The 25,100-nt window shown below is 60.5% G+C and carries 23 protein-coding genes; 17 read left to right on the forward strand and 6 right to left on the reverse strand.

All coding sequences use genetic code 11. The features are described from left to right. Positions 1-143: 143 nt before the first annotated feature. On the forward strand, positions 144-743 hold the full coding sequence (locus ACVBAU_RS07590) for a superoxide dismutase (protein ID WP_335745461.1): 600 nt from the start codon (positions 144-146) through the stop codon (positions 741-743). 239 nt (positions 744-982) lie between these two features. Beyond that, complete coding sequence (locus ACVBAU_RS07595; protein ID WP_138923724.1) at positions 983-1,438, forward strand: host attachment family protein; 456 nt, start codon at positions 983-985, stop codon at positions 1,436-1,438. Between the two features lie 260 nt (positions 1,439-1,698). Here the strand turns inward: ACVBAU_RS07595 and ACVBAU_RS07600 are convergent, their stop codons facing one another. After that, a complete protein-coding gene (locus ACVBAU_RS07600) occupies positions 1,699-2,253 on the reverse strand; it encodes an LOG family protein (protein WP_335745459.1) in 555 nt (184 codons plus the stop codon). 111 nt (positions 2,254-2,364) lie between these two features. Here ACVBAU_RS07600 and ACVBAU_RS07605 point away from each other — a divergent pair, with 111 nt between their 5' ends. Beyond that, entirely contained in the window at positions 2,365-3,639 is a 1,275-nt protein-coding gene (locus ACVBAU_RS07605) for a LysM peptidoglycan-binding domain-containing protein (protein WP_448328813.1), read from the forward strand. A gap of 144 nt (positions 3,640-3,783) precedes the next feature. Then, positions 3,784-5,583, forward strand: coding sequence for an ABCB family ABC transporter ATP-binding protein/permease (locus ACVBAU_RS07610; protein WP_335745468.1), 1,800 nt, complete (start codon positions 3,784-3,786; stop codon positions 5,581-5,583). A gap of 31 nt (positions 5,584-5,614) precedes the next feature. Here the strand turns inward: ACVBAU_RS07610 and ACVBAU_RS07615 are convergent, their stop codons facing one another. Beyond that, on the reverse strand, positions 5,615-6,073 hold the full coding sequence (locus tag ACVBAU_RS07615; protein ID WP_448328814.1) for a DUF302 domain-containing protein: 459 nt from the start codon (positions 6,071-6,073) through the stop codon (positions 5,615-5,617). Between the two features lie 220 nt (positions 6,074-6,293). On the opposite strand from ACVBAU_RS07615, the gene ACVBAU_RS07620 reads away from it, so the two are divergent. Next, a complete protein-coding gene (locus tag ACVBAU_RS07620; protein ID WP_138923720.1) occupies positions 6,294-7,520 on the forward strand; it encodes a multidrug effflux MFS transporter in 1,227 nt (408 codons plus the stop codon). Between the two features lie 3 nt (positions 7,521-7,523). On the opposite strand, the gene ACVBAU_RS07625 is transcribed toward ACVBAU_RS07620, so the two are convergent. Beyond that, the gene (locus tag ACVBAU_RS07625) at positions 7,524-11,345 is read right to left on the reverse strand and encodes an efflux RND transporter permease subunit (RefSeq protein WP_448328817.1); all 3,822 of its coding nucleotides are present in this window, start codon (positions 11,343-11,345) and stop codon (positions 7,524-7,526) included. Then, a complete protein-coding gene (locus ACVBAU_RS07630; RefSeq protein ID WP_448328819.1) occupies positions 11,342-12,586 on the reverse strand; it encodes an efflux RND transporter periplasmic adaptor subunit in 1,245 nt (414 codons plus the stop codon). The genes ACVBAU_RS07625 and ACVBAU_RS07630 overlap by 4 nt, the downstream gene beginning before the upstream one ends. A gap of 229 nt (positions 12,587-12,815) precedes the next feature. On the opposite strand from ACVBAU_RS07630, the gene ACVBAU_RS07635 reads away from it, so the two are divergent. Genes ACVBAU_RS07635 through der form a run of 3 tightly spaced genes read left to right on the forward strand, consistent with a single transcriptional unit; the run spans position 12,816 to position 16,486 of the window. Further along, positions 12,816-13,529: a hypothetical protein gene (locus tag ACVBAU_RS07635; protein WP_448328820.1), complete on the forward strand. Its 714-nt coding sequence runs from the start codon at positions 12,816-12,818 to the stop codon at positions 13,527-13,529. A 54-nt stretch (positions 13,530-13,583) separates the two neighbouring features. After that, a complete protein-coding gene (locus tag ACVBAU_RS07640) occupies positions 13,584-14,960 on the forward strand; it encodes an outer membrane protein assembly factor BamB family protein (RefSeq protein ID WP_448328822.1) in 1,377 nt (458 codons plus the stop codon). Positions 14,961-15,010: 50 nt separating this feature from the next. Continuing rightward, positions 15,011-16,486 carry a ribosome biogenesis GTPase Der gene (gene der, locus ACVBAU_RS07645; RefSeq protein WP_138923716.1) on the forward strand — a complete coding sequence of 492 codons (1,476 nt, stop codon included), beginning with the start codon at positions 15,011-15,013 and terminating at the stop codon, positions 16,484-16,486. Positions 16,487-16,558: 72 nt separating this feature from the next. Here the strand turns inward: der and ACVBAU_RS07650 are convergent, their stop codons facing one another. Then, on the reverse strand, positions 16,559-17,266 hold the full coding sequence (locus ACVBAU_RS07650) for a hypothetical protein (protein ID WP_448328824.1): 708 nt from the start codon (positions 17,264-17,266) through the stop codon (positions 16,559-16,561). Positions 17,267-17,325: 59 nt separating this feature from the next. Further along, a complete protein-coding gene (gene serS / locus ACVBAU_RS07655; RefSeq protein ID WP_138923714.1) occupies positions 17,326-18,618 on the reverse strand; it encodes a serine--tRNA ligase in 1,293 nt (430 codons plus the stop codon). 266 nt (positions 18,619-18,884) lie between these two features. On the opposite strand from serS, the gene yajC reads away from it, so the two are divergent. From yajC to ACVBAU_RS07700, 9 genes are all read left to right on the forward strand, one after another. Further along, complete coding sequence (yajC, locus tag ACVBAU_RS07660; RefSeq protein ID WP_093733735.1) at positions 18,885-19,163, forward strand: preprotein translocase subunit YajC; 279 nt, start codon at positions 18,885-18,887, stop codon at positions 19,161-19,163. Between the two features lie 36 nt (positions 19,164-19,199). After that, a complete protein-coding gene (gene secD, locus ACVBAU_RS07665) occupies positions 19,200-20,849 on the forward strand; it encodes a protein translocase subunit SecD (RefSeq protein WP_448328826.1) in 1,650 nt (549 codons plus the stop codon). A 12-nt stretch (positions 20,850-20,861) separates the two neighbouring features. Then, a complete protein-coding gene (gene secF / locus ACVBAU_RS07670; protein WP_448328827.1) occupies positions 20,862-21,830 on the forward strand; it encodes a protein translocase subunit SecF in 969 nt (322 codons plus the stop codon). Between the two features lie 169 nt (positions 21,831-21,999). Next, entirely contained in the window at positions 22,000-22,353 is a 354-nt protein-coding gene (locus tag ACVBAU_RS07675; protein ID WP_138923711.1) for an Mth938-like domain-containing protein, read from the forward strand. A gap of 1 nt (position 22,354) precedes the next feature. Next, positions 22,355-22,972, forward strand: coding sequence for a heme ABC exporter ATP-binding protein CcmA (ccmA, locus tag ACVBAU_RS07680; RefSeq protein WP_138923710.1), 618 nt, complete (start codon positions 22,355-22,357; stop codon positions 22,970-22,972). Then, complete coding sequence (gene ccmB, locus ACVBAU_RS07685; protein ID WP_448328830.1) at positions 22,969-23,625, forward strand: heme exporter protein CcmB; 657 nt, start codon at positions 22,969-22,971, stop codon at positions 23,623-23,625. Before ccmA ends, ccmB begins: the two co-directional genes overlap by 4 nt. Before the next feature lie 52 nt (positions 23,626-23,677). Next, positions 23,678-24,412, forward strand: a complete 735-nt coding sequence (locus ACVBAU_RS07690; RefSeq protein ID WP_448328832.1) for a heme ABC transporter permease — start codon at positions 23,678-23,680, stop codon at positions 24,410-24,412. After that, a complete protein-coding gene (ccmD, locus tag ACVBAU_RS07695) occupies positions 24,412-24,561 on the forward strand; it encodes a heme exporter protein CcmD (RefSeq protein ID WP_138923707.1) in 150 nt (49 codons plus the stop codon). The genes ACVBAU_RS07690 and ccmD overlap by 1 nt, the downstream gene beginning before the upstream one ends. Beyond that, on the forward strand, positions 24,554-25,093 hold the full coding sequence (locus ACVBAU_RS07700; RefSeq protein ID WP_138923706.1) for a DsbE family thiol:disulfide interchange protein: 540 nt from the start codon (positions 24,554-24,556) through the stop codon (positions 25,091-25,093). Before ccmD ends, ACVBAU_RS07700 begins: the two co-directional genes overlap by 8 nt. Positions 25,094-25,100 lie beyond the last annotated feature (7 nt).

The following is a 25,100-nucleotide window of genomic DNA, read 5'->3' on the forward strand; positions in this document are numbered from 1 at the left end:
GCCGTTTTACCATTAAGCGGGTGACGATAGAAGCGCCCTGTCAGCCATGCCGGTTTCCCTTTCGCGGGGCGATCAGCACTTGACCTTATGATGCGACGCGCTTCATGTGACCCAGACGCAATTCAATAACGGAGGCTTCTTTCATGGCTTTTACTCTTCCTGATCTTCCCTATGCCCACGATGCGCTTGCATCCAAAGGTATGTCCAAGGAAACGCTGGAATATCACCACGATAAGCACCACAACGCCTATGTGACCAACGGCAACAAAGCCATCGAAGGCACCGAGTGGGAAGGCAAAACCCTCGAGGAAATCATCAAGGGCACCTACAACCCTGATGCGGTCGCGCAAAGCGGTATCTTCAACAACATCAGCCAGCTGTGGAACCACAACCAGTTCTGGGAAATGATGTCCCCCGAAGACAGCAACATGCCGTCCGAGCTGGAAAAAGCGATCACCGAGAGCTTTGGGTCGGTCGACAAGTTCAAGGACGAATTCAAGGCAGCAGGTGGCGGTCAGTTCGGTTCCGGTTGGGCGTGGCTGGTTAAGGACACCGACGGTGGCCTCAAGGTGACCAAGACCGAAAACGGCGTGAACCCCGTTTGCTTTGGTCAGACCGCACTGCTGGGTTGCGATGTTTGGGAACACTCCTACTACATCGATTTCCGCAATGCGCGCCCTGACTACCTGTCGAACTTCCTCGACAATCTGGTGAACTGGGACAACGTTGCATCGCGCATGTAATCGCAGTTTGATAGGTTAAGGCGCTACGCCAACTTATTGATATACCTATGTGAAAGGCCTCGCAGCATTCCGCTGCGGGGCCTTTTCTTATGGAACCAAGGGCCCGATCGCAGCGTTTTATCTTTGAACCCATAGGATGACGAGGGCGGCCACGGTGCCGAAATTATCACGGCAGACATTACCAAGGTCACCATCACCCGCGTCACCCCCCACACCAACCGCAACCATGGAGATAACGCATGACCAAGATTGAAAATGGCACCTGGGTATTGATCGCAGACGGTGAGAAAGCCCTGTTCATGGTGAATGAGACCGACGGAGAAGACCCTTACTTCCAAGTGTTTCGCGAAGAAGAGCAAGAGAATCCACCGAACCGCGATCAGGCCGCAAACCGACGGGGACGCTTTAACGATGGTCCATCGGTGCACCGTTCGGCTGTGGATGACACCGATTGGCACCAGCTGTCCAAGGACCGTTTCGCAGCAGAGCTGGCCGAAATCCTGTATAAACAGGCGCATAAGGGCAAGTTCGACAAGATCGTCCTTGTAGCCCCGCCGAACACGTTAGGCGAGCTGCGCCGCGAGATGCACCAAGAGGTCGCAAACAAGGTTGTAGGCGAAATCCCCAAGACATTGACCAATCACCCCATCGAAGAGATCGAGAATATCGTGAAATCGACACTGGAAGCAGCGTGATACTGTGGCGGCATAGACACACCATAGGTGTAGTTTTGCCGCCGGATTTGCAGCTGATTATCTGTGATATTTAGCGGAAAAGAAAAGGGCACCTGTTCGTGGGTGCCCTTTCACATTTAAAGTTGAGAAGGACCGAAGCGCGCAGTCAGAAGCTCCGTTGACTGCGCCGCTCCGTGAGATGTCTCCTCGGCGCTTTCCTTACGCGCACCTGATGCAGCGCGGCTACTTGCAGTCTTTTTTCTGCCGTACCTAACAACTACTTAAGCTGTCAGCCCGCGGCGCAAAACCTCGAGCGCGGCATCGACATCATCCACGGTGTCGATATAGCTCAGCAGGCTTTCTTCGGCAAAGCCACGCGCGACGACGTGATCCAATAGCGCGGTCAACGGGTCCCAGTAACCTTTTGTATTTAATAGAATTACCGGCTTCTGGTGCAGGCCGAGCTGGCGCCAGGTCAGGACCTCGAAAAGCTCGTCCAGTGATCCGGCACCACCCGGCAGAACCACCACTGCATCGCAGTTCATGAACATCACTTTTTTGCGTTCATGCATCGTCTCGGTCACGACATAGGTGGTTAGATCGGTCTTGCCGACTTCCCATTTCACAAGGTGGTCGGGGATCACACCAAAGGTCGTGCCCCCCGCTGCCTGTGCCGCCCGCGCGACGGTACCCATCAGCCCCACATCACCTGCGCCATAGACCAAACGCCAGTCGTTCTGCGCCAAAGCCCGTCCCAAAGCGTCGGCTTGTGTGGTATATTCAGGGTCATCACCGGGGCGCGAGCCGCAGTAAACACACACGGATTTCTGGATCATAAGCGGGGGTCCTTTTTGCGAATATGCACTTGGCATGCAGCTGTATTTTGACCGGTGATAGCCTGCTTGGTACAAGTCCTCAATGTGGGGAAGTTCAAAGGGATGAACGGAATGTCGGTGTTTCAAACGCGGGGTGCTCAGTTTGCAGGCGCGGCTTTGGTCGTGGCGGTTGCAGTGGCCGGATATTTCTGGTCGCAACACGCTGATCCTGTGCCGCCCGCGGCAACGCAAAACACCGCGCCTGATGCAGTCATGACGACGCAGACTGGCACCACGCAGACTGGCACCACGCATGCTACAACCACGCAGACCAGCGTCGTCCCCCAAGACACCGTCGCTACGCCCGATGTTGCACCCACACCGCAAACACCCGAACCGGCTGCATCGCCCGCCACACCCAGTTTCGACGAAGTCCGCCGCGAAAGTGACGGGATGACCGTGATCGCTGGCCGTGCTGCCCCCGGTGCCCGCGTCAGCGTCATCAGCAACGGGGCAGAGGTCGCCAGCGCGCAAGCCGACCGTTCTGGTAAATTCGCAACCCTTGCCATTTTGCCTGCCGATGGCGGCGGCAAAATCCTGAGCCTAACCGCGGATGCTGATGGCGGCCCCGTCGCCTCGATTGAGGAGGTCATTCTGGCCCCGATCACCGCACCTGCGGTGGCGCAAGTGGCGGTGGCTCAAGCGACTTCAGGCGGTGATCCAGTGCCGTCGGTTGGCGCCGCGATTGATCCCGACGCGCCTGCGCCTGGCGGTATGCCAAACGACACAGCGCCAGAATTGACAGAGATGGCCGCGGTTGAGCCGCAGCCCGAACCTGTTGCCCGCACAGCCCCATCGCCGCCTGCGACCGACACGACGGTTGCGCTGCTCAAATCTGACGCCGACGGGGTAGAGCTGCTGTCAGCTTCAGCACCCGAGGTCACCGACCGCATTGCGCTGGATACGATCACCTATTCCGAAGCGGGGCAGGTCCGGTTGGCGGGGCGGGCTCAGGCCACGGCATCCTCGGTGCGGGTCTATCTCGACAATCGCAATGTAGGCGCGCTTGAGGTCGATCCCGAAGGGCGCTGGCGCGGCGATATCGCCGATATCAAAACCGGCATCTATACCCTGCGCGTGGATGAACTGGATCAAGGCGGGGACGTGATCAGCCGCGTCGAAACCCCGTTCAAACGTGAATCCCCCGAAGTGCTGGCGCGCGCCACGGCAGGCATCGACGGCCCGATCAAGGCGGTCACTGTGCAGGAAGGGGCGACGCTTTGGGCGATTGCGCGGGAACGCTATGGGGATCCGACGCTCTATGTGCGTGTCTTTGCGGCGAACCGCGATTCCATCCGCGATCCCGATTTGATTTACCCAGGTCAGGTCTTTGACCTGCCGGATTGACTAACGGCTATGCATGCGGATTGGGCAGCCGCACTGGCATGATTTGAAAGAGGGCCCTATGTAAGGGGCAACTACACAGGATCGTTCATGTCAGCCGATAGCCCGCGCACCGCAAGCCAGCCCAAACCCGCCACCCAATATCCCATGACCGAAGAGGAAATTGCCCAAGCTGCAGAGCGGCAATCGAACCTGCTTGTCTTGCGCAAAGTGGCCCCTTATCTCTGGCCCGACGATATGCCGTGGGTCAAAAAGCGGGTCGTGTGGGCGCTGATCTTCCTTGTGGTGTCCAAGCTGATTTCGGTCGTCATTCCGGTGATTTACAAAGACGCTGTTGACGCACTTGCGAACGAGGGCGTGCCGTTTCTGGCGCTTGGCGCGGTAGGGCTGACGATTGCCTATGGTATGGCCCGCGCGATGAACGTGGGCTTTCAACAGCTGCGCGACGCGGTGTTTGCCCGTGTGGGGCAGCGTGCCCTGCGGATGCTTGCGCTTGAAACATTTGAACATATTCACAAGCTGTCGATGCGCTATCATATCACGCGCAAGACCGGCGGGCTGAGCCGGATCATCGAACGCGGTGTCAAAGGCGTGGAATTCCTGCTGCGCTTCTTGCTGTTCTCGATCGGGCCGTTGATCCTTGAGCTACTGCTGGTGGGCATCATCCTGACGGTGTTGTTCGATGCGTGGTATCTGCTGATTGTGACTGTCACTATCGGGCTTTATGTCTGGTTTACCTTTGCTGTGACCGAATGGCGCGTGAAGCTACGTCGCCAAATGAACGACCGCGACACAGACGCGAACCAAAAGGCCATCGACAGTCTGCTGAACTATGAAACCGTCAAGTATTTCGTCGCTGAACAACGCGAAGCACAGCGGTATGACGCGGCGATGGCGGGCTACGAAGAGGCGGCGATCAAGACGAATTACTCGCTCGCATTTCTGAACTTTGGCCAGTCGTTGTTGATCACCTGCGGGTTGGTCGGCGTGATGATCCTTGCCGCGATTGGTGTGCAGAACGGTGATCTGACTGTTGGTGATTTTGTCATGGTTAACGCCTATATGGTGCAGCTCACTGTGCCGCTGAACTTCCTCGGCACTGTCTACCGCGAAATCCGGCAGGCGCTGGTGGATATGGGGCAGATGTTTACATTGCTCGACCAACCGGCTGAAATCTCTGATAAACCCGACGCCCCTGCGCTGCAGGTTACGGGCGGGCGGGTCACGCTTGATAATGTGCGCTTTGGCTATGATGACGACCGGGAAATCCTCAAGGGCGTGTCGATCGAGGCAGCCCCGGGCGAAATGGTGGCGATTGTCGGCTCTACCGGATCGGGTAAATCTACCATCGGGCGGTTGTTGTTCCGGTTCTATGATGTGCAAGGCGGCGCTTTGCGCGTCGATGGGCAGGACGTGCGCGATGTGACCCAAGACAGCCTGCACCGCGCGATTGGCGTCGTGCCGCAGGATACCGTGCTGTTTAACGACACGATCGGATATAACATCGCCTATGGCCGCGATAATGCCACACAAGAAGACATCGAGGCCGCGGCGCGATCCGCGCAGATCCACGACTTTATCCAGCGCTTACCGCTTGGATATGACACCGCCGTGGGCGAACGCGGGCTGAAACTGTCGGGCGGGGAAAAGCAGCGCGTGGGCATCGCGCGGACCTTGCTGAAAGACCCGCCGATCCTGCTGCTGGACGAGGCGACAAGTGCGCTGGACAGCGAAACAGAGCACGAAATACAGGATGCGCTGCGTCAGGCGGGCAAGGGCCGCACGGTGCTGACCATCGCACACCGTTTGTCCACTGTGGCCGAAGCCGACCGGATTGTCGTGCTCGAACAGGGCGAGGTGGTTGAACAGGGCACCCATGACGATCTTTTGGCACGAAACGGGCGCTATGCGCAGCTGTGGCAACGCCAGCAATCCGAAAGCGAATAGCTGGCGTCACGCGCATCGTTTAGGGCAGGGGTTATTCCTCTGCGATCGCTTTGTCGGTCAGTTTGTCCAACGCGCCGGTCATTTTGGTCAGATATTCCGCGTCCGCGGGCAAGCCGTGGTCTGCCGCCAGCGTGGCGGGATCGTGATAGCTGACATGCACCATGCCGCTGTCATCCGCATAAGCCAGCACCCGCAGGGGCAGGTCCAGCCCAGCGGTTTGACCGTCCAACATCGCAGGCGTACCCAGTTGCGGGTTGCCAAAGATCAGCAGCATGGTGGGGCGAAGCTCCATCTCTACGTTGGCGGCACCTTCTGCGTGGTCGACGCGGGCAAAGACCGTGGCCCCTGCTTCGGTCACCGCGCTTTCAAGGCGATCGATCGTTTCTGGCACAGAGTGGGGGCTTGTCTTGGTCACGATTTCGGCAGCAGCGGGTAGGGCTGTGAGCGTCGTCAAAGCAAGCGTTGTCGCGGCAAGTGTCTTGCGGATCATCGGGGTGTCTCCTTTGATTTAATTGACCTATTGGTCATGGGTACCCCCATACCTAGTGCGGTCCGGCGTCCGAGCGACCGAAATTTAATCAGCCCGCAGTATTCTGCCGCTATATGTGCACAAACGACGGGGTGTATTCTTGCTCATGGAGGCGTATGTGCTAGCTCAGCGCTGGCCGAGCGCAAGCGAACGGCACTCTTTCAACTTCAAAGGACCGCCCATGCCCGCCGGAATGTTCCGTACCGCCCTTATTCTTGGCTCTATCTGTGTGACAGGACCCTTTGCCATCGACATGTATCTGCCCGCGCTGCCCGCGATCGAAGAGGCGCTGGATGTCTCTGTTTCGGCGGCGCAGATCACGCTGGTGGCCTATTTTCTGGCCTATGGGGTGTCGCAGCTGGTGTACGGGCCGCTGTCGGACCAGATCGGTCGCAAAAAGACCCTTGCCATCGGGATGAGCATCTTTTGCGTCGGTGCCGTGATCTGTGCGGTGGCCCCGAACATCGAAACTCTCGTGCTGGGGCGTCTGGTGCAGGGCATTGGCGGGGCGACGGTGATGGTGATCCCCCGCGCTATCGTGCGCGATATGTACACGGGCGCGCAGGCGACGCGGTTGATGTCGTCGATCATGCTGGTGATTTCTGTCTCGCCGATGCTGGCCCCCTTGGCGGGCAGCGCAGTTGTCGCCTTTGGCAGCTGGCGCGAGATTTTTCTAGCGCTGGCGATCCTTGCAGCGGCGACGCTGTTAATGGCGCAGATCGCACTGCCTGAAACGCTGACCGCTGAGAAACGTCGCAAGGTCAATCTGGGAGAGCTGTCGCGCAGTTGCGGTATTCTGTTCCGCGATCCCGTGTTCGTCGGTCTGACCTTTATTGCGGGCTTTGGCATGGCCAGTTTCTTTTTGTTCATCTCGAGCGCGTCATTTGTCTATACCGGCCAATACGGGCTGACCCCGACCGAGTTCTCGCTGGCCTTTGCGTTTAACGCGGTGGGGTTCTTTATCGCAACGCAAGCCGCCGGTCGTCTGGCCGAAATGTGGGGGCTTGCCACGCTGATCGGGCGCGGGGTTACCGGATTTGCGGTGTGTTCGGCGGTGCTGACGGGCGTCGTGCTGGCAGGGTTCGGATCGCTGCCCGTGCTGCTTGTCGGTCTGTTTCTGGCCTATTCGTTTCTGGGGGTCGTGGTGCCATCTGCGATGGTCGCGGCACTGGATGCACACGGGCGACGCGCGGGCATGGCGTCCTCGCTGAGCGGGAGCCTGACCATGCTGACCGGTGCCTTCTGTATCGCGGCCACGGCACCGTTCTTTGACGGGACTGCCGTGCCAATGGTGGTGAGCATTGCGCTGTGCGGCGTGGCGGGGTTGGGGCTGGTGATCTTTACCATGCCCAAGCTGCGCCAGCAGCAAGACGCCGTAGCGGCTCAGCAGATGCGCGCCGCTGCCTGAGGCTTATGTGGCCGGTGGGGTATGTGCCGACTGCCCCATCTCTTCCCACTGGATCACGGTCGTCTGAAGCCGACGCGCATCGCGTGCCAGTGCCCAGTCCTGCGCCGATTGGCTCGCCCGCCCCAGCGACATCTTGGCCAGCAGCCGCGCAATCCAGCGGGCATAGGTCGTGGCCCACACGCGGATCGCCAGCATCGACGGCGTGACCAGCAGGGTCAGCACCGTCGCGATGCCCAAGCCGAACACCACCGCCGTCGCCAGCTGTTTCCACCACAGCGCTGTGGGGCTGTCGATGGTGTAGCCGCCATTGGCAAAATCGAGGCTCAGCCCAAACATCATCGGCGCAAGCCCTGCCATTGTGGTGATGGTGGTCAGCAAAACAGGGCGGATGCGGGCTTGGGCCGTGCGGATGATCGCTTCGATGCGGGGCATGTACTGGCTGAATTCCTGATAGGTGTCGATCAGGATGATATTGTTGTTCACCACGATCCCCGCCAACGCCACAATGCCCGTACCCGTCATGATGATCGAGAACGTCTGATCCATCACCAGCATGCCAATGAGCACGCCGGTGGTCGACAGCACCACCGCCAGCAGCACCAGTACCGAGTTGTAGATGCTGTTGAACTGCGCCAGCAGAATGATGAACATCAACCCCAGTGCCGCCGTAAAGGCCGAGGACAGAAATGCCTGACTTTCGGCCTGATCCTCTTGGTCGCCGGTCCATTCATAGCTGACGCCATCGGGCAGAGGCTGCGTCTCGAGCCATTTTGTCAGCTCCGCAATCCGCTCGTTGGCGTTGATCGGGATCATGCGCAGGGTGCCCTTGTCGAGCTGCTGCTGTAGATCGACGCCTTGGGCGGCATTGGTCCGGTGGGTGATCTTGAAGGCTGCGCCGTCCGGCCCCGTGATATCGCCCGCCCCCCCCGCAGGGCGCATCGTGGCGAGGGTGAGCGTCGTTGCCCCATTTTCCGCGGCACTAGCGTCAGCCTCTGGCCCGCCGACTGTGCGCACCAGCTTGACCAGACCGGGGAAGACATCTGCCTTGAGGTCGAGATAGCGTTTCTGGTCGATGCGATTGATCTCTGCCAGTTTGGGCACCGGAGTGCGGGTGATGAAGTTTGACAGCGGCACCAGCCCGTCCGCCGTGCGCACCTTGAGGGTGTCCAGCGTGCTTAGCACACGGTCTTTTTGCGGTAGACGCACGCGGATCTCGATCTCTTCGTCCGAACTGTCGACCCGCATCGTGTCCAGCAGCAGCCCGCGTGTGACCAGCTGCACCATCGCCCCCACGGTGATCACATCAGCCCCGTATTGCCCTGCCTTGGCGACATCCACGTCGATCTGCCAATCGATGCCGGGCAGGGGGCGGGTATCTTCGATGAGGGTCAGCCCGGGCATTTTATCGAAGGTGTCGCGTGCCACGGCGGTGGCGCTGATCAGATCGGTGAAACTGTCGGATTTCAGGCGCAGATGTACCGGCTTGCCCGAGGCGGGGCCAAGGGCCTGTGCGAGGATCTCGATCTTGATGCCGGGGATCGCGCTCAGCGCCTCTGTCAGCTCTGCTATGACGATGTCACCATCCAGTTCGGGGCGCAGGGCGCGGTCCTCCCACGGGATGGTTTCCAGCTGCACCTGACCGATGCTGTCCTTGGGCGCTTGGACCCCGCCGGTGTTGCTGTCCAACCCGCCTTCACCCGCAAAAGCGAACGCGGTGGACACACCGGGATGCGCCAGCACGATGGCCTCGGCCTGCTGCATGATCGCGTCTTTTTCAGCCAGCGACAGGTTGCCCCGTGCCAGCACATAAACAATCGCCTGCTCGGGTTCGGATTCGACAAAGAATTCAACGCCTTTGCTGTTGTTGCCAAAGAAAATCATTGTGGTGCCAACGAAAACAAAAACGACCCCCGCAACCACCAATGGCATCACCGGATTGCCTGCGATAAAGGCGATGACCCGCCCGAAGCCCGAGCGGCGGTAGCCTGCCTTGATCACATCAGGCCGCTTGCGAAACAGCCGCGACGTGACCCACCTCCCGCCGCGCCCCAAGCGGGTGAACAGCGCGAAAAAGCTGGTCAGTCCCAAAAGCACCCCAGCAACCGCAACCGCCACAAGCGCGCAAAGCACGGCGATGCAAACGAAGACCACGGCAAAGACCGGAATGACCGATCCCGGAATATCCAGCCCGTCCATCCCCGCAAACTGCCCAGAGATCACGGCAAACAGCGGCGGCATCAGCGCAACCGGCAAGGCGATCATGGCAAACACGACGGGGAACAGCAGCAGATGCAGATAAAAGGGCAGCTTGGAAATAGCGGTCATATTCTGCGCCATCCAACGTTCCAGCCGTCCGGTGACGCCGCCCATGACAGGCAGATAGATCAGCGCCACCACCAGCGAGGCGGATAGCACAAAGATCAGCGTGACGGGCAGCATTCCCATGAATTCACCCGGTACGCCGGGCCAGAACAGCATGGGCAAAAAGGCACATAGCGTCGTCGCCGTAGAAGAGATGATCGGCCAGAACATGCGCTTGGCAGCCTCTACATAGGCGGCCATCGGGCCTTCGCCCTGTTGCTGGCGGGCGTCTGCGTATTCCACAACAACAATCGCGCCATCCACCAACATGCCCACGGCGAGGATCAGCCCGAACATGACGATGTTCGAGATGGAAATCCCCATGAGCGCCAGAAAGGCAAAGCACAGCAGGAACGACGTGGGGATCGCAAAGCCCACCAGCAGTGCCGCGCGGATGCCAAGGGCGGCCAGCACCACGATCATCACCAGCGCAATCGCGGTAAAGACCGACCCCAAAAGCTGCTGCACCATACTGTTGACGATCCGGCTTTGGTCGTTGGAGGTGCCAAGCGTGACGGCGGCTTTCAGCCCCTCGGGCCAGGCGGCACTTTGGGCGGCGACGATCTCTTTTACCTGCGTGGAGGTGTCGATCAGATTATAGCCTTTGCGTTTGACCACCTGCAGCGCCAGCGTCTTTTCCCCGTTAAACCGTGCCGTGCCTTGGCGGTCTTCGAACGTCAGGTTGATTGTCGCAAGATCGCCCAGTGTCACCACACGGTCGCCGTTGGTTTTAACCGGCAGGGCATAGACATCGCGCGGGTCGTTGAACGACGACGGGATCTTGACGGAAAAGCTGCCCTGATCCGATCGCACTTCGCCCGCAGCAATCAGCTGGTTATTATTCTGCACCACATTGATCAGCTCGCCCGCGGTGACGTCATAGGCCTCCAGCCGCAGGGGGTCGATCAGCACCTCGAGCATCTCGTCACGGTCGCCCGCCAACCCCGCCTCAAGCACGGCATCCACGCCTTCCAGCGCATCTTGAAGATCGCGCGCGACGCGGGCCATGGTGCGTTCGGGCACGGGGCCGGTCAGGTTGACAATGATGATGGGGAATTCGGAGAAGTTGATCTCTGTGATCGAATATTTCTCGTAGCCTTCGGGAAATTTTGCTTCTGCCGTGCTCATCGCGTCGCGCACGTCGGCCATGATCTTGGACTTGTCCCAGCCGAATTCAAACTCCAGCGCGACACCGGCATAGTTCTCTGCCGCTGTGCCGGTCATGGTCATCAGGCCGTCCAGATCGGACAGTTCTGTTTCCATCGGTTTGACCAGCAGGGTTTCGCTATCCGCCGCAGAGATGCCCGGAAACTGGACCGATACGAAAAGGGCAGGGATCTCGATGTCGGGCTCGCCCTCTTTGGGCAGGGTCGAATAGGCATAGCCGCCCACCACAAGGCTCAGCAGGATAAAGGCCATGACCATACGGGCACGGCCTGCGGCCCAATCGACGATACTGCTCATTGCGGGGCCTCGTCGCGGAAGCTGGGAGTGACCATGACGCCGCTGGTCACATATTCCTGCCCCATCACGATGACATTGGCCTGTGCGGGCAGACCCGTCACCCAGATGCCCTGCGGCGTGTCGCGCAAAAGGTCGACGGCGGCAAATTCAACGATGTTTTCGGTATTGATCATCCGCACGCCAAGGGTGCCGTCATCGTTCAGTGTCAACGCCGATTGCGGCAGCAGGTGCGCCTCTACCCCCGCCGCGGCGATGGCGATTTCTGCAGTCTGGCCGTCGCGGATGCTCAGGTCGGGGTTGGGTACGTCGATTTCCACCTGAAAGGTGCGGGTCGTGGGATCGGACGCGCGCGAAACAAAGGAGACCGTGCCAGCGATTCTCTGGTTGCCTGCGGCCAGTCGTGCCTGTGCCTGCGCGCCAAAAATGACGCGGTCGATTTCGGTTTCGGGGACAAAGCCCACCAGTTTGATCGGATCGAGCTGGATCACCTGTGCACAAAGCGATCCGGTTTGCAGCAGGCTCCCGAGTTCGGCAGTGTCGCTTTCCAATAGCCCTTCGAAGGGGGCTGTGAGGGTCAGGCGGTCAATCTCGGCTTGGGTGCTGGCAACGGCGGCATCTGCAGCATCGATGCCCGCACGGGCGGCGTTCAGCCCCGCCTTGGCCGAGCTGACAGAGGCGCGGGCGGCAGCAGCGGTCGCTTCGGCTGTGGCAAGTGTGGTCTGCGATGAAAACCCGCCTTGGCCCAGCTTTTGCGCGGCGTTGAGCTTGATCAGGGTTTCCTCCAGCCGTGCCTGCGCCTCGGCCACGCGGGCCTGCGCTTCGGGAACGCGCGACCGGGCCTCTTCGCGACGGGCCTGCGCCTCTTTGAGCTGGGCACCGCGGGGGCCGGGGTCCAGTTCGCACAGCACATCGCCTGCACGTACCGTGGCCCCTTTGCGCAGCGGCGTCGAGATCACAACCGCAGAGGTTTCCGCTTTGACCGCCACCTGCCGCGCGGCGGTGGTCTGGCCGCGCACAATGACCGCAGACGCCAGCGGGGCCGCGGCACTGCGTAGCACCATGACTTTGACGCGGTCAGGATCCGCTACATCCGACGGGCCGGCGGTATCAGGCGCGCCGGTTTCAGCTGCGGGCGTCAGCGTGGTCCCTTGCGTCAGCCCCATCAGGGCGTCGCGTTCGAAAATCGCCATATACATCACGGCGGAAACAGCGAGTGCCGCAAGAAGGGGGAAGATACGCATTCGGGCCTCGGTTCAGTAGAACGCGGGCTTTGCGGCACCGCAGTATGTCGTATGCTATAGGGCCAAGGGATTAAGTGAAAATAACTGTTCTGCATAGCTCACGGTCCAAAAAACTTCGGCAAAGCGGCCTTGTCGACAGAGGTGTGTATCAATGCTGTGCAGCCAAGCCCTTGGCAGCCCTGCACCCGCAGGTTAAGAGGGGCGTTAAATCAGGCGGGACGGGTACCACATGAGCGATACAGACAGTTTCATCGACGAAGTTAACGACGAGGTCCGCCGCGACCGGTTCTACTTTATGCTCAAGCGATATGGCTGGATCGCGATCCTTGCCGTGGTCCTGCTGGTCGGCGGGGCGGCGTGGAACGAATACAACAAGGCACAGACCCGCGCCGAGGCAGAAACCCTTGGCGATGCGATATTTGCCGCGCTGTCTGCCGAAAATACCGCGGCCCGCGCCGCCGCGTTCGAAAACATCGAAGCGACGCACCCGCGTGCCGGTGTCCTACTGGGGATGCTGCAAGCGGCAGAGCAGGCCGAAGCGGGCGAGACCGACGCAGCGGTTGCCACATTGAACGGCATCGGACTGGATGCGGATGTGCCCGCGATCTACCGCGAAATCGCCCAGTTCAAGGCGATTACCCTGCAAGGATCGGATATACCCGCCAATGAACGCCGTCTGGCGTTGGAAAATCTGGCGCAGCCGGGCAGCAGCCTGCGGTTGCTCGCGCAAGAGCAGCTCGCGATGATCGACATCGAAGAAAACGCGCCCGAGGCGGCCATTGAACGCTATCAGGGTATCCTGAACGACGCCGATGTGACCTCGGACTTGCAACAACGCGCCCTTCAGGTGATTGTCGCCTTGGGGGGGGAACCACAAATGGGTGCCGCAGCCCCCGCGCCGCAAACGGATACCGTGCCGGCGCTGGATGCAGACAGTAACTAATCCTGCCTGATCCCTTCAGGTGACACGGACTTTAAGAGCAAAGCGAGCAGGGCCATGACCATTCTCCACAGCATCTTCACGAAACCCACGTCGACGCGCCGTGCCTCTCTTGGGATGGGGGCGGTGGTGGCATCGCTGCTGTTGTCGGCCTGCGCCGAACCAGAGGTGATCTTGCCCGGCGTGCGTCAGGATGTGCGGTCTGTGCTTCAAGGCAACGACGGGTTCACCGCACCCGCGGATCTGCCGGTGCCTGCCAACACAACGCGTGCGATCTCTTTGCCTGCCGCAACGGCCAACGCGAGCTGGTCGCAAAGCTCTGGCACCCCCAGCACGCGCGCCAGCCACCCCGCACTTGGTGCGGCACCGCGGTTGGCGTGGTCGGCCGCCATCGGCAATGGTGACAGCCGCAAGCAACGCATCACCGCGACGCCTGTGGTGTCCGGCGGGCGCGTTTTTACCCTTGATTCCGGTGCGACAGTTACCGCGACTTCGGCGTCCGGCGCGACGCTCTGGACCCGCGATCTGACGCCGCAAAACGACGGCCAGGGCGATGCAACGGGCGGTGGCTTGGCTGTGGATGGTAATACGGTTTATGTATCGCTCGGCTTTGGATCGGTCACCGCGCTGGACGTGGACAGCGGCGGCACGCGCTGGACGCAAGACATCGATGGCACCGGATCGGGTGCACCCACGGTCTTTGGCGATATGGTTTACTTTACCTCCGGTGATGACACTGGCTGGGCGCTGAACAAATCCGATGGCCGCGTGCAATGGCAAACCGGGTCGACCGCCAGCATCAGCAACGTGCTTGGTGCACCGGCCCCGGCCATCGGATCGCAGATTGCGGTTCTGGCCTTCGGCTCGGGCGAGGTGCAAGGGCTGTTCCGTCAAGGCGGCCTTGACCGCTGGAGCACATCTGTCGTGGGCAAGCGCCCCGGTCGCGCGTTGGCCAATGTCTCTGACGTGACCAGCGCGCCGGTGATTTCCGGTGATACCGTTTACGTCGGCAACCAGTCGGGCCGTTTGGCCGCGCTGAGCCTTGGTGGTGGCGACCGTCAGTGGACCGCACGCGAAGGGGCGATCGGCCCTGTGTGGCCCGCAGGCGATAGCGTTTTCGTGGTGACGGACCTGAATGAACTGGTGCGTCTGGATGCCAGCACGGGCACGCGCATCTGGGGCACGCCGCTGCCGAATTTCGTCAAGGACAAGCCCAAGCGCCAGTCCGAGGTTTTCGGCAATTACGGTCCCATCATCGCCGGTGGCCGCGTGATCGTGGCGTCAAGCGATGGCAAGCTGCGTAGCTTTGATCCGACCAACGGGGCACTGGTCGCACAGGCCGATATACCCGGTGGCGCGACCACTGCACCGGTCGTTGCTGGGGGCGTTCTGTACGTCGTATCCGCGAAAGGGCAATTGCACGCTTTCCGTTAGGCTGCAAATAGGCTAAGCGGCAGGCTTGATCTAGTCTTCGGAGCCGTTCCATGTCCTTCACCCTCGCCATTGTGGGCCGTCCCAACGTTGGGAAATCCACGCTGTTCAACCGTCTTGTCGGTAAAAAACTGGCGTTGGTCGATGATCAGCCCGGTGTGACGCGCGATCTGCGCGAAGGTGCTGCGCGGCTTGCCGACCTGCGATTCACAATTGTAGACACCGCCGGACTTGAAGAAGTCACCGACGACAGCTTGCAGGGGCGCATGCGCCGTCTGACCGAACGCGCTGTCGATATGGCAGATGTCTGCCTGTTCATGATCGACGCCCGCGTTGGGGTCACGCCGTCCGATCTGGTCTTCGCCGACATCCTGCGTAAGAAATCTGCGCATGTCATTCTTGCTGCCAATAAGGCCGAGGGCAGAGCCGCCGACGCCGGTGTGATCGAGGCGTATAGCCTTGGGCTGGGCGAACCCATTCGAATGTCTGCCGAACACGGCGAAGGGTTGAACGATCTCTACACCCATCTGATGCCGATCGCTGACAGTTTTGCAGAGCGCGCACAGACCGATGCGCCCGAAACTGACGTGGATCTGACCGAAGAAGAAGCCGAGCTGGGTGACGAAGACGCGCCAATGCCCGTACCGACTGACACAAAACCCCTTCAGGTTGCCGTCGTCGGGCGCCCGAACGCCGGCAAATCGACTTTGATTAACCAGATCATGGGCGAAGATCGCTTGCTGACTGGCCCCGAAGCGGGGATTACCCGCGATGCGATATCTCTACGCACCGTCTGGGACGGCGTCCCGATGCGGATTTTTGATACTGCCGGTATGCGTAAAAAAGCGAAAATTCAGGAAAAGCTGGAAAAGCTGAGCGTGAGCGATGGTCTGCGTGCCGTCAAATTTGCCGAAGTGGTGGTTGTTCTGCTCGATGCCGATATTCCGTTTGAACAGCAAGATTTGCGTATTGCAGACCTTGCCGAACGCGAGGGCCGCGCTGTGGTGATAGCGGTCAACAAATGGGATCTCGAGACGGACAAGCAAGGCAAGTTGAAAGACCTGCGCGAAAGCTTTGAACGTCTTTTGCCGCAATTAAAAGGTGCACCGTTGGTGACTGTCTCGGCCAAAACCGGTCGGGGGTTGGACCGCTTGCAGCAAGCGATCATGCGCGCCTATGACGTCTGGAACCGCCGTATCACCACCGCGCAGCTGAACCGCTGGCTGGCGGGCATGATGGAGGCGCACCCGCCCCCCGCGCCCCAAGGCAAACGCATCAAGCTGCGCTATATGACCCAAGCCAAGACCCGTCCACCGGGGTTTGTGGTCATGTGTAGCCACCCCGATAAAGTGCCAGAAAGCTATAATCGCTATCTTGTCAACGGGTTACGGATCGACTTTGACATGCCGGGCACGCCCATCCGTCTGTGGATGCGCGGCCAGTCGGATGCCAATCCCTATAAAGGGCGCAAGAAGGCCAAGCCGTCGAAGCTGCGCAAACATACCGACGGACATCGCAAGGACCGGTAGGGTTTTCGAGAGATTAAAACAAAAGAACCGGCGCTTATCCCAAGCGCCGGTTCTTTGCGTTCTAGACGCTGCTTAACCGCGTCGCCATGACCGATAGGTCGGCAGAATCAGCGCAATCGCGCCCCCCGCTGCCAGTGCAGCGACTGATGGTGCTGTCGCCATATTCGCCACGACCACTGCGACCAGCGCCCAAATCACGGCGATGCCATAAGTCGGCGCACGCATCAGCGAGGATTGCACCCCCGCCGCGATCACAATTGCTAACCCGACAAACACCAGCCCCGCGGTCGGGCCGCTCATCCAGCCATAGCCTGCCGCAAGAAGTCCCAGCGACACGCAGGATGCCGCACTCAGCCAGCCGGCATATAGACCCACAGGCAGGGCTGCAAAACCGCGATCCTCGCGTGGGGATCGAAACAGCGCGTAAAGCGCGGAAACCAGCATCACCCAGATCAGCACCGACGCCCAGACGGGGCTTGCCACCGCGACCGCCAACCAGAAGCACCCCACAAACAGCGACAGAGCCAGCGGCAGGCGCATGTCGTGCCAGAGATAGTCATCGCGCCGCTTCCACAGGCCCCAGCCCATGCCGACGATCAGCCAGACATAGATTAGCCCCCAGATCGAAAACGCATAGCCCGCGGGCTGCACCGGCGGGTTGTCTTGGGGGATCGGGAATTGATCCGGCGAAAAACCGTTAAAGCCGGACACGAAAAAAGGCGATACGGCAAAGCCGATCGCCAGCAGAAAGGTGATCAGGGCAATGAAGGGACGGGACATCGGGCTACCTTGCGTGAAGTTACTTTCGCGTGAGATAGCCCGAGTATGCACGCATTCAATCAGCTAAGTGTGCCGTCGACGCCCAAAGTCGTTTTGCCGCCCAGATACGGGGCCAGCACGTCGGGCAGCTTGACCGAACCATCTGCTTGCTGGCCGTTTTCCAGCACGGCGATCAGGCAGCGCCCGACGGCCAGACCAGACCCGTTCAGCGTGTGCACGAACTGCGGTTTGCCACCATCTGCGGGCTTGAACCGTGCATTCATCCGGCGGGCCTGAAAATCCCCCGTGGTCGAGACAGAGCTGATCTCGCGGTAGGCGTTCTGACCGGGCAGCCATGCCTCGATGTCAAAGGTGCGCCGCGCGCCAAAGCCCATGTCACCGGTGCACAGGATAACGGTACGGTAGGGCACGCCCAGACGTTCCAGCATGTCTTCGGCACAGCGTAGCATACGCTTTTGTTCGTCGTCCGACTGATCGGGGTGGGTGACCGACACCATCTCGACCTTCTCGAACTGGTGCTGGCGCAGCATACCCGAGGTGTCGCGGCCCGCACTGCCGGCCTCAGAGCGGAAGCACAGGGTGTGGGCGGTCATCCGGCGGGGCAGGGCGGCTTGGTCGAGCACATCCCCCGCCACCGAATAGGTCAGCGTCACTTCGGAGGTGGGGATCAACCACCAGCCGTTCGTGGTCTGATAGCTATCGTCGCCGAATTTGGGCAGTTTGTCGGTGCCGTACATCGCCTCGTCACGTACCAGAACCGGCGTCATATATTCTGTCAGCCCGTTGTGATCGACATGGGTGTCGATCATGAACTGTGCCAGCGCGCGGTGTACACGTGCCAAGGCTCCTTTCAGCATGACGAACCGCGCGCCGGAAGTTTTGGCGGCAGTTTCGAAATCCATTGACGCCGCGACGCTGGCAATCTCGAAATGCTCTTTCGCGGTAAAATCGAACTGCGGCACGTCGCCCCAGCGGTTCACTTCGACATTGTCGGCCTCGTCCGCGCCGTCGGGTGCATCATCGGCGGGCAGGTTGGGGATGCGCGCCAGCATGTCGGTCAACTGCGCGTCGAGATCCTTGGCCTCTGCCTGCATGGCGGTGACTTCGGCTTTCTTGTCGCTTACCAATGTGCGCAGACGCTCAAATTCGGCCTCGTCGCCCTTGGCCTTGGCAGCGCCCACGAGCTTGGAGGCTTTGTTCTGGTCCGCTTGTGCGGTTTCAGCTGCTGAAATCTTGGCCCGCCGCGCCTCGTCCAGTGCCAATACCTGTGGACTCACAGGTGCGTCGCCGCGCCGTGCGAGGGCCGCGTCGAAGGCATCGGGGTTTTCGCGGATGGCTTTGATGTCGTGCATGGGCTGTTCCTTTGTCGTCCGAGTCGCATGATCTGCGTTGCGCGCGTTATGCCCGATTGTGGATCGCGGTGCCAGATGTGGTTGCGCCAAGAGGGGGCAAACGGGCCTTGGATGCTTGCGCAAACAGGTAATTGCGCAGTGCGACACCGGACTGCGTTATTTCCCCCGGAACCCGCCTTGCAATGCCCTGCGTCTGAACATAGGTTCCGCCAAACTTAGACGGCAGGCCGTTTGCGGCATGCGCCCAACACAAAGGACGACCTTCCATGGAAGCCATTCAACAATTCGTACCCCTGATCCTGATCTTCGCGATCATGTATTTTCTGCTCATCCGCCCGCAGCAGAAGAAGGTCAAAGAACATAAAGCCATGGTAGAAGGCCTGCGTCGCGGCGATCAAGTGGTCACCGCTGGCGGTCTGATCGGCAAAGTTGTCAAAGTCAAAGATGACGGCGAGCTTGAAGTCGAATTGGCGGAAAACGTCAAAGTACGTGTCGTGCAGTCGACCGTCGCCACCGTTGTCTCCAAGACCGAACCAGCCAAGTAAGCGCCCCTGAGGGCGTGTCCAGAAAAGGGCAGTACCATGCTTCAGATTGATCTGTGGAAACGGGTGTTGATCATCCTCACCTGTGCCGCTGGCCTGTGGCTGGCGCTGCCCAATGCGTTCTACGGTCCCGTTGAACAGCACAATGATGCGGTGAAGGCGATTAACGTCGCTGGATCCACCCCTGAGCTAGAAGCGCAAAAAGCGCTCTGGCCCGAATGGATGCCGGAACGACTGGTAAATCTGGGCCTCGATCTGCGCGGCGGTGCCCATCTGTTGGCCGAAGTGAACGTCGAAGACGTTTACGCCAACCGGATGGAGGCCGCCTGGCCCGAGGTCCGCGATGCGTTGCGGTCGATCACGCCGGTCCGCCGTGTAGAAGCCCCCACGGGCGAGTTGCGCGTGCGCATCAATGACGGCTCTGTCATGGCACAAGCGCTTGAAGCGACCCGCGCACTGGCGCGGCCGGTGCAGTCGCTGACCGGCACCGGACAGAATGACATCGTGGTAAACGGTACCAACGACATCATCACCATCACCCTGACCGACGCCGAAAAGCAGGCGACGGATGAACGTACCATGCAGCAATCGCTGGAAATCATTCGCCGCCGTATCGACGAAGTCGGCACCCGCGAACCAACGATCCAGCGTCAGGGGTCGGACCGTATTTTGATTCAGGTGCCGGGTATCGGTTCAGCCGCCGAGCTGAAGGCGATCATCGGCACCACCGCGCAGCTGACCTTTAACCCTGTGGTCAACCGCGGCGCGAATGAAAACGCTGCACCCGGTCTGGGCAATTCCCTGTTGCCTGATGCCGAAGCGCCCGGCACTTTCTATATTGTCGAAACCGCCCCCGTGGTGACCGGCGAACAGCTGGTCGATGCGCAGCCCAGCTTTGACCAGAACGGCCGCCCCGCTGTCAGCTTCCGCTTTGACACGACGGGTGCGCGCAAGTTTGGCACCTACACGGCCGAAAACATCGGCGCGCCTTTTGCCATCGTGCTGGATGACGAAGTCATCAGCGCGCCCACCATCCAGAGCGCGATCCCCGGCGGGTCGGGGATCATCACCGGCAACTTCTCGGTCGAGGAATCGACCAATCTGGCCGTCTTGCTGCGGGCAGGGGCCTTGCCTGCCGGTTTGACCTTCGTCGAAGAACGCACCATTGGGCCGGAACTGGGCCAAGACAGCATTGACGCGGGCAAGATCGCGACCAGCGTCGCCTTTGCCGCGGTGCTGTTCTTTATGTGGGCCAGCTACGGGCTGTTCGGTCTGTTCGCCAATATCGCGTTGATCGTCAACGTGGGTATGATCTTTGGCCTGCTGAGCCTGATCGGAGCGACGTTGACCTTGCCCGGTATTGCGGGGATCGTTTTGACCGTGGGTATGGCGGTGGATGCCAACGTGCTGATCTTTGAACGCATCCGCGAAGAGCTGAAGACCGCCAAAGGACCGGCCCGCGCAATTAGCCTTGGCTATGAACGCGCGCTCAGCGCCATTCTGGACGCCAACATTACGACCTTCATCATTGCGACAATCCTCTTTGTGCTTGGCTCTGGCCCTGTGCGCGGGTTCGCGGTGACGCTGGGGCTTGGCATCATCACGTCGGTCTTTACGGCATATTTCGTCACACGTCTGATCGTGGTGTTCTGGTTTGAACGTCGCCGTCCCAAGACAATCACGGTATAGGAACCTCACGTCATGCGTCTGAGACTGATCCCCGACGATACGAATATCGACTTTTTCAAACATGCCAAACTGACCTTTGGTGCGTCCTGTGTGGCGGTGCTGCTGGCCTTGGCCGTGTGGTTCACCATGGGCCTGAACTATGGCATCGACTTCCGTGGCGGTACGACCCTTCGCACGCAAAGTGACGCCGCCGTAGACATCGCTGCCTACCGCGAGGCGATTGCACCGCTCGAGCTTGGCGATGTGTCCATCTCGGAGGTATTCGACCCCGCGAGCGACAGCACCAAACACGTCGCCATGGTACGCATCCAGTCGCAAGAAGGCGAAGAGGCCGCATCCCCCGAGATGATCCAGAACGTCGAGCAAGCGCTGCAGACTGTTGCCCCCAATATCATCTTTACCTCGGTTGAATCCGTTGGCCCCAAAGTATCGGGCGAGCTGATCCAGACGGCGTTTCTGGCGGTTGCCGCGTCGCTTGGCGCGATCCTGATCTACATCTGGCTGAGGTTTGAATGGCAGTTTTCGGTCGGCGCTGTGGCGGCACTGTTCCACGATGTTGTGTTGACCATCGGCGTGTTCTCGATCTTGCAAATCCGCTTTGACCTGCCGGTGATTGCGGCGATCCTGACCATCATCGGGTATTCGATCAACGATACAGTCGTGATCTTTGACCGGCTGCGTGAAAACCTGCGCAAGTACAAGAAACGCGACCTGCGCGAGATCATGAACCTTAGCGTCAACGAAACCCTGAGCCGGACCTTGATGACATCGGGCACGACCTTGCTGGCGTTGATCGCGCTGCTTGTTCTGGGCGGTGATGTGATCCGTGGCTTTGTATTCGCGATCACATGGGGCGTTGTCGTGGGGACGTATTCTTCGGTCTACGTCGCCAAGAACGTCGTGTTGTTCTTGGGCGTCAAACGCGACTGGTCCAAGAAAGACGGCAACAACACTGGCCAATACGCCAACATCGACGCGTAAAGCGTTTTTCTGCCAGCGGGGGTGTTCCTCGCGCTGGCAGCGCAGCCCGCGCCACTATCCGGCGCGACGTCACGCCCTTGCGCGACCGCCCCGTTCCACCGCCAGTTAACCTGTATTCTGCGCGCTGGATCGGCTATGATGGCGCAGCCCCTGTCCAAAGGAGAACATCATGCGTTTGAACGAGGTCGTGTATTCTGATGCCAAACCCGTCGAAGGCTATGGCCCCGGCTTCTTTCGTATCGGTGGCGAGGTGTTTAACGGGCCGGTGATCGCAGGGGCCTCCGGCGTGTCGCCTTGGGCCGGCTTTGACGACCATGCACCGCTGTTGGCGTTGGCGGGCAAGATCGACATTCTCTTCATCGGTACGGGCCCCGAGATCACCCATATCCCCGCCGATCTGCGCAGCGTATTGGAAGACGCAGGTATCGGCGTTGACGTCATGTCGTCCCCCGCAGCGGCGCGCACCTATAACGTCTTGCTGAGCGAAGGCCGACGCATTGCCTTGGCCCTGATCCCTGTCTGACATGACCTTGCGTGTCTCCGAGCTTGCGGTTGCGCGCGGTGGCGTGCCTGTGCTGGACGGGGTCACTTTTACGGTTGCGCCGGGAACGGCCCTGATCCTGCGCGGGCCAAACGGCGCAGGCAAGACGACGCTTCTGCGCTGCATCGCGGGGCTGCAGCCACCCTTGTCCGGCCGCATCGACGGTGCCGAAGAAACCATCGCCTATGCGGGCCATGCCGACGGGCTGAAAGCCATGCTCAGCGTGCGCGAAAACCTTGAATTCTGGGCGCAGGTTTTTGGTCAACATGATATCGCGCCAGCCCTGATCGCCTATGACCTTGAAGCGCTGCAAAATCGTCTGGCGGGCACCCTTTCGGCGGGGCAAAAACGTCGTCTGGGTCTGGCACGTCTGATGGTAACGGGGCGGCCCGTCTGGGTGCTGGACGAACCGACCGTGTCGCTAGATGTCGCCGCCGTGGGGCTATTCGCCTCTGCCGTGACGGCGCATCTGGCAGGCGGGGGTATGGCGCTGATCGCGACCCATATTAATCTTGGTCTAGACGCGCAAACCTTTGACATCACGCCCTTTCGCGCCAAGCTGTCACAGCGCAGCGGTGCCAGCGACGAGGCTTTCCTATGATCGCCCTGCTGCGCCGTGACCTGATGCTCGCCTTTCGGGCGGGCGGGGGCTTTGGCCTGGGCTTGGCGTTTTTTCTGATCGTGACGGTTCTGGTGCCATTCTCGGTTGGGCCGCAATCTAACCTGCTGGCAACCATTGCGCCCGGTGTCCTGTGGTTGGGGGCGTTGCTGGCCTGTTTACTGTCGCTCGACCGCCTGCTTGCGTTGGATTTCGAGGACGGCACGCTGGATCTTCTGGCCACAGCCCCGCTCCCGCTTGAGGCCGCGCTGAGTATCAAGGCGCTGTCCCACTGGCTGACCACTGGGTTGCCGCTGGTGCTGGCCGCCCCGCTGCTGGGGGTGATGCTGAACCTCGCGCCGTCGGGATATCTGTGGCTGGTGGCATCTTTGGGTCTGGGCACGCCCGCGCTTTCCGTAATCGGGGCCTTCGGTGCGGCGCTGACCGTCGGGATCAAACGCGGGGGCCTGTTGATGTCGCTGTTGGTGCTGCCGCTTTATGTGCCGACGCTTATTTTCGGCGCAGAGGCCGCGCGCCGTGGCGCAATGGGGCTGGACGCCACAACCCCGCTGATGCTGCTGGCAGGTATTACCTTTGGCACCATCGCGCTGATGCCGTTTGCCTCTGCCGCGGTTTTGCGGATGACCTTAAGGTGAGTGCGCGCTTTTGACCATTGAGTGCCAATTAACGGAGCGATAGAACCCCGCCATGTCTTTATGGGAATACGCCAATCCGGTGAAATTTTTGGGCCTCTCGGCCCGTGTGCAACCCTTTGTCTGGGGGGGCGCTGCCTTATGTCTGGCGGTTGGCCTGCTTTGGGGGTTCTTCGCCACGCCCGATGACTACCGGCAGGGATCAACGGTCAAGATTATCTATCTGCATGTGCCCGCTGCGCTGATGGCGATCAATGCGTGGTTCATGATGCTGATCGCGTCGCTGATCTGGCTGATCCGCCGGCACCACGTCAGCGCGCTTGCGGCCAAAGCCGCAGCACCCGTAGGCATTATTATGACCGTGATCGCGCTGATCACCGGCGCGATCTGGGGCCAGCCGATGTGGGGCACGTGGTGGGCGTGGGATCCGCGGCTGACATCGTTTTTAATCCTGTTCCTGTTCTATCTTGGCTATATCGCCCTGTGGGAGGCCGTCGAAGACCCCGACACCGCGGCGGACCTGACGGCAGTGCTTTGTCTGGTGGGGTCGGTCTTTGCGGTGCTGTCGCGCTATGCGGTCAAGTTCTGGAATCAGGGTCTGCATCAAGGCACCTCTGTCCCGCTGGCGACCGGCGGGCGCACCGTGTCGGATGTTTTTTTCTACCCGTTGCTGATCAGCATGATCGGCTTTGGTCTGCTGTTTCTGGCACTGGTGCTGTACCGGACAGGAACCGAAATCCGCCTGCGCCGCGCCCGTGCGTTGCTGGCCCGCAGTGAAAGAGGGGCATGATGCCAGACCTTGGAAAATACGCCGCCGAAGTCCTTGCGGCCTATGGCGTGTCGCTGCTGCTGCTGGCAGGGCTCGTGGTGCTTAGCCTGCGCAAGGGACGCAAGGCCCGCGCCACACTGGCCGAAGTAGAGGCACGTAAACATGGGTAAAATCTCTCCGCTGATGATCGCGCCACCGCTGGTGTTTGCAGGCTTCGTGGCACTTGCCGCCTTTGGTATGTTCCGCGCCGATCCCGAGGGGTTGCCCTCTACGCTGGTCGGGCAAATGGCCCCCGCGCTGCCGGAAAAACCGCTCGAAGGGTTTCCTGCCGCCGCGCCGGACGTGCTGACCAATGGCGAGGTGACGTTGGTGAATTTTTGGGCCAGCTGGTGCCCGCCGTGCCGCGCAGAGCACCCGCAGTTGCTGGATATGCAAGCCCAGGGGCTGTCGATCATCGGGGTCAATTTCAAAGACCTCGTTGGTGCCGCGTCCAGTTACCTGACCGACGATGGCAACCCGTTCGAGGGCGTTGCGTTTGACCCGCAGGGCCGCACCGCGATCAACTGGGGCGTCACTGCCCCGCCAGAGACCTTTATCATCGCAGGTGATGGCACGGTCCTGTTCCGCTATGCGGGCCCTCTGGTGGGGAGCGATTATGAACAACGCTTCCTGCCCGCGCTGCAAGACGCGCTCGGGAACTGACGCCCGC

The sequence above is a fragment of the Sulfitobacter sp. M13 genome (assembly GCF_053474885.1).

Coding starts and splice junctions, on each gene's coding strand:
- ACVBAU_RS07590 (WP_335745461.1), top strand. CDS start 144: ATGGCTTTTACTCTTCCTGATCTTCCCTATGCCCACGATGCGCTTGCA.
- ACVBAU_RS07595 (WP_138923724.1), top strand. CDS start 983: ATGACCAAGATTGAAAATGGCACCTGGGTATTGATCGCAGACGGTGAG.
- ACVBAU_RS07600 (WP_335745459.1), bottom strand. CDS start 2,253: ATGATCCAGAAATCCGTGTGTGTTTACTGCGGCTCGCGCCCCGGTGAT.
- ACVBAU_RS07605 (WP_448328813.1), top strand. CDS start 2,365: ATGTCGGTGTTTCAAACGCGGGGTGCTCAGTTTGCAGGCGCGGCTTTG.
- ACVBAU_RS07610 (WP_335745468.1), top strand. CDS start 3,784: ATGACCGAAGAGGAAATTGCCCAAGCTGCAGAGCGGCAATCGAACCTG.
- ACVBAU_RS07615 (WP_448328814.1), bottom strand. CDS start 6,073: ATGATCCGCAAGACACTTGCCGCGACAACGCTTGCTTTGACGACGCTC.
- ACVBAU_RS07620 (WP_138923720.1), top strand. CDS start 6,294: ATGCCCGCCGGAATGTTCCGTACCGCCCTTATTCTTGGCTCTATCTGT.
- ACVBAU_RS07625 (WP_448328817.1), bottom strand. CDS start 11,345: ATGAGCAGTATCGTCGATTGGGCCGCAGGCCGTGCCCGTATGGTCATG.
- ACVBAU_RS07630 (WP_448328819.1), bottom strand. CDS start 12,586: ATGCGTATCTTCCCCCTTCTTGCGGCACTCGCTGTTTCCGCCGTGATG.
- ACVBAU_RS07635 (WP_448328820.1), top strand. CDS start 12,816: ATGAGCGATACAGACAGTTTCATCGACGAAGTTAACGACGAGGTCCGC.
- ACVBAU_RS07640 (WP_448328822.1), top strand. CDS start 13,584: ATGACCATTCTCCACAGCATCTTCACGAAACCCACGTCGACGCGCCGT.
- der (WP_138923716.1), top strand. CDS start 15,011: ATGTCCTTCACCCTCGCCATTGTGGGCCGTCCCAACGTTGGGAAATCC.
- ACVBAU_RS07650 (WP_448328824.1), bottom strand. CDS start 17,266: ATGTCCCGTCCCTTCATTGCCCTGATCACCTTTCTGCTGGCGATCGGC.
- serS (WP_138923714.1), bottom strand. CDS start 18,618: ATGCACGACATCAAAGCCATCCGCGAAAACCCCGATGCCTTCGACGCG.
- yajC (WP_093733735.1), top strand. CDS start 18,885: ATGGAAGCCATTCAACAATTCGTACCCCTGATCCTGATCTTCGCGATC.
- secD (WP_448328826.1), top strand. CDS start 19,200: ATGCTTCAGATTGATCTGTGGAAACGGGTGTTGATCATCCTCACCTGT.
- secF (WP_448328827.1), top strand. CDS start 20,862: ATGCGTCTGAGACTGATCCCCGACGATACGAATATCGACTTTTTCAAA.
- ACVBAU_RS07675 (WP_138923711.1), top strand. CDS start 22,000: ATGCGTTTGAACGAGGTCGTGTATTCTGATGCCAAACCCGTCGAAGGC.
- ccmA (WP_138923710.1), top strand. CDS start 22,355: ATGACCTTGCGTGTCTCCGAGCTTGCGGTTGCGCGCGGTGGCGTGCCT.
- ccmB (WP_448328830.1), top strand. CDS start 22,969: ATGATCGCCCTGCTGCGCCGTGACCTGATGCTCGCCTTTCGGGCGGGC.
- ACVBAU_RS07690 (WP_448328832.1), top strand. CDS start 23,678: ATGTCTTTATGGGAATACGCCAATCCGGTGAAATTTTTGGGCCTCTCG.
- ccmD (WP_138923707.1), top strand. CDS start 24,412: ATGCCAGACCTTGGAAAATACGCCGCCGAAGTCCTTGCGGCCTATGGC.
- ACVBAU_RS07700 (WP_138923706.1), top strand. CDS start 24,554: ATGGGTAAAATCTCTCCGCTGATGATCGCGCCACCGCTGGTGTTTGCA.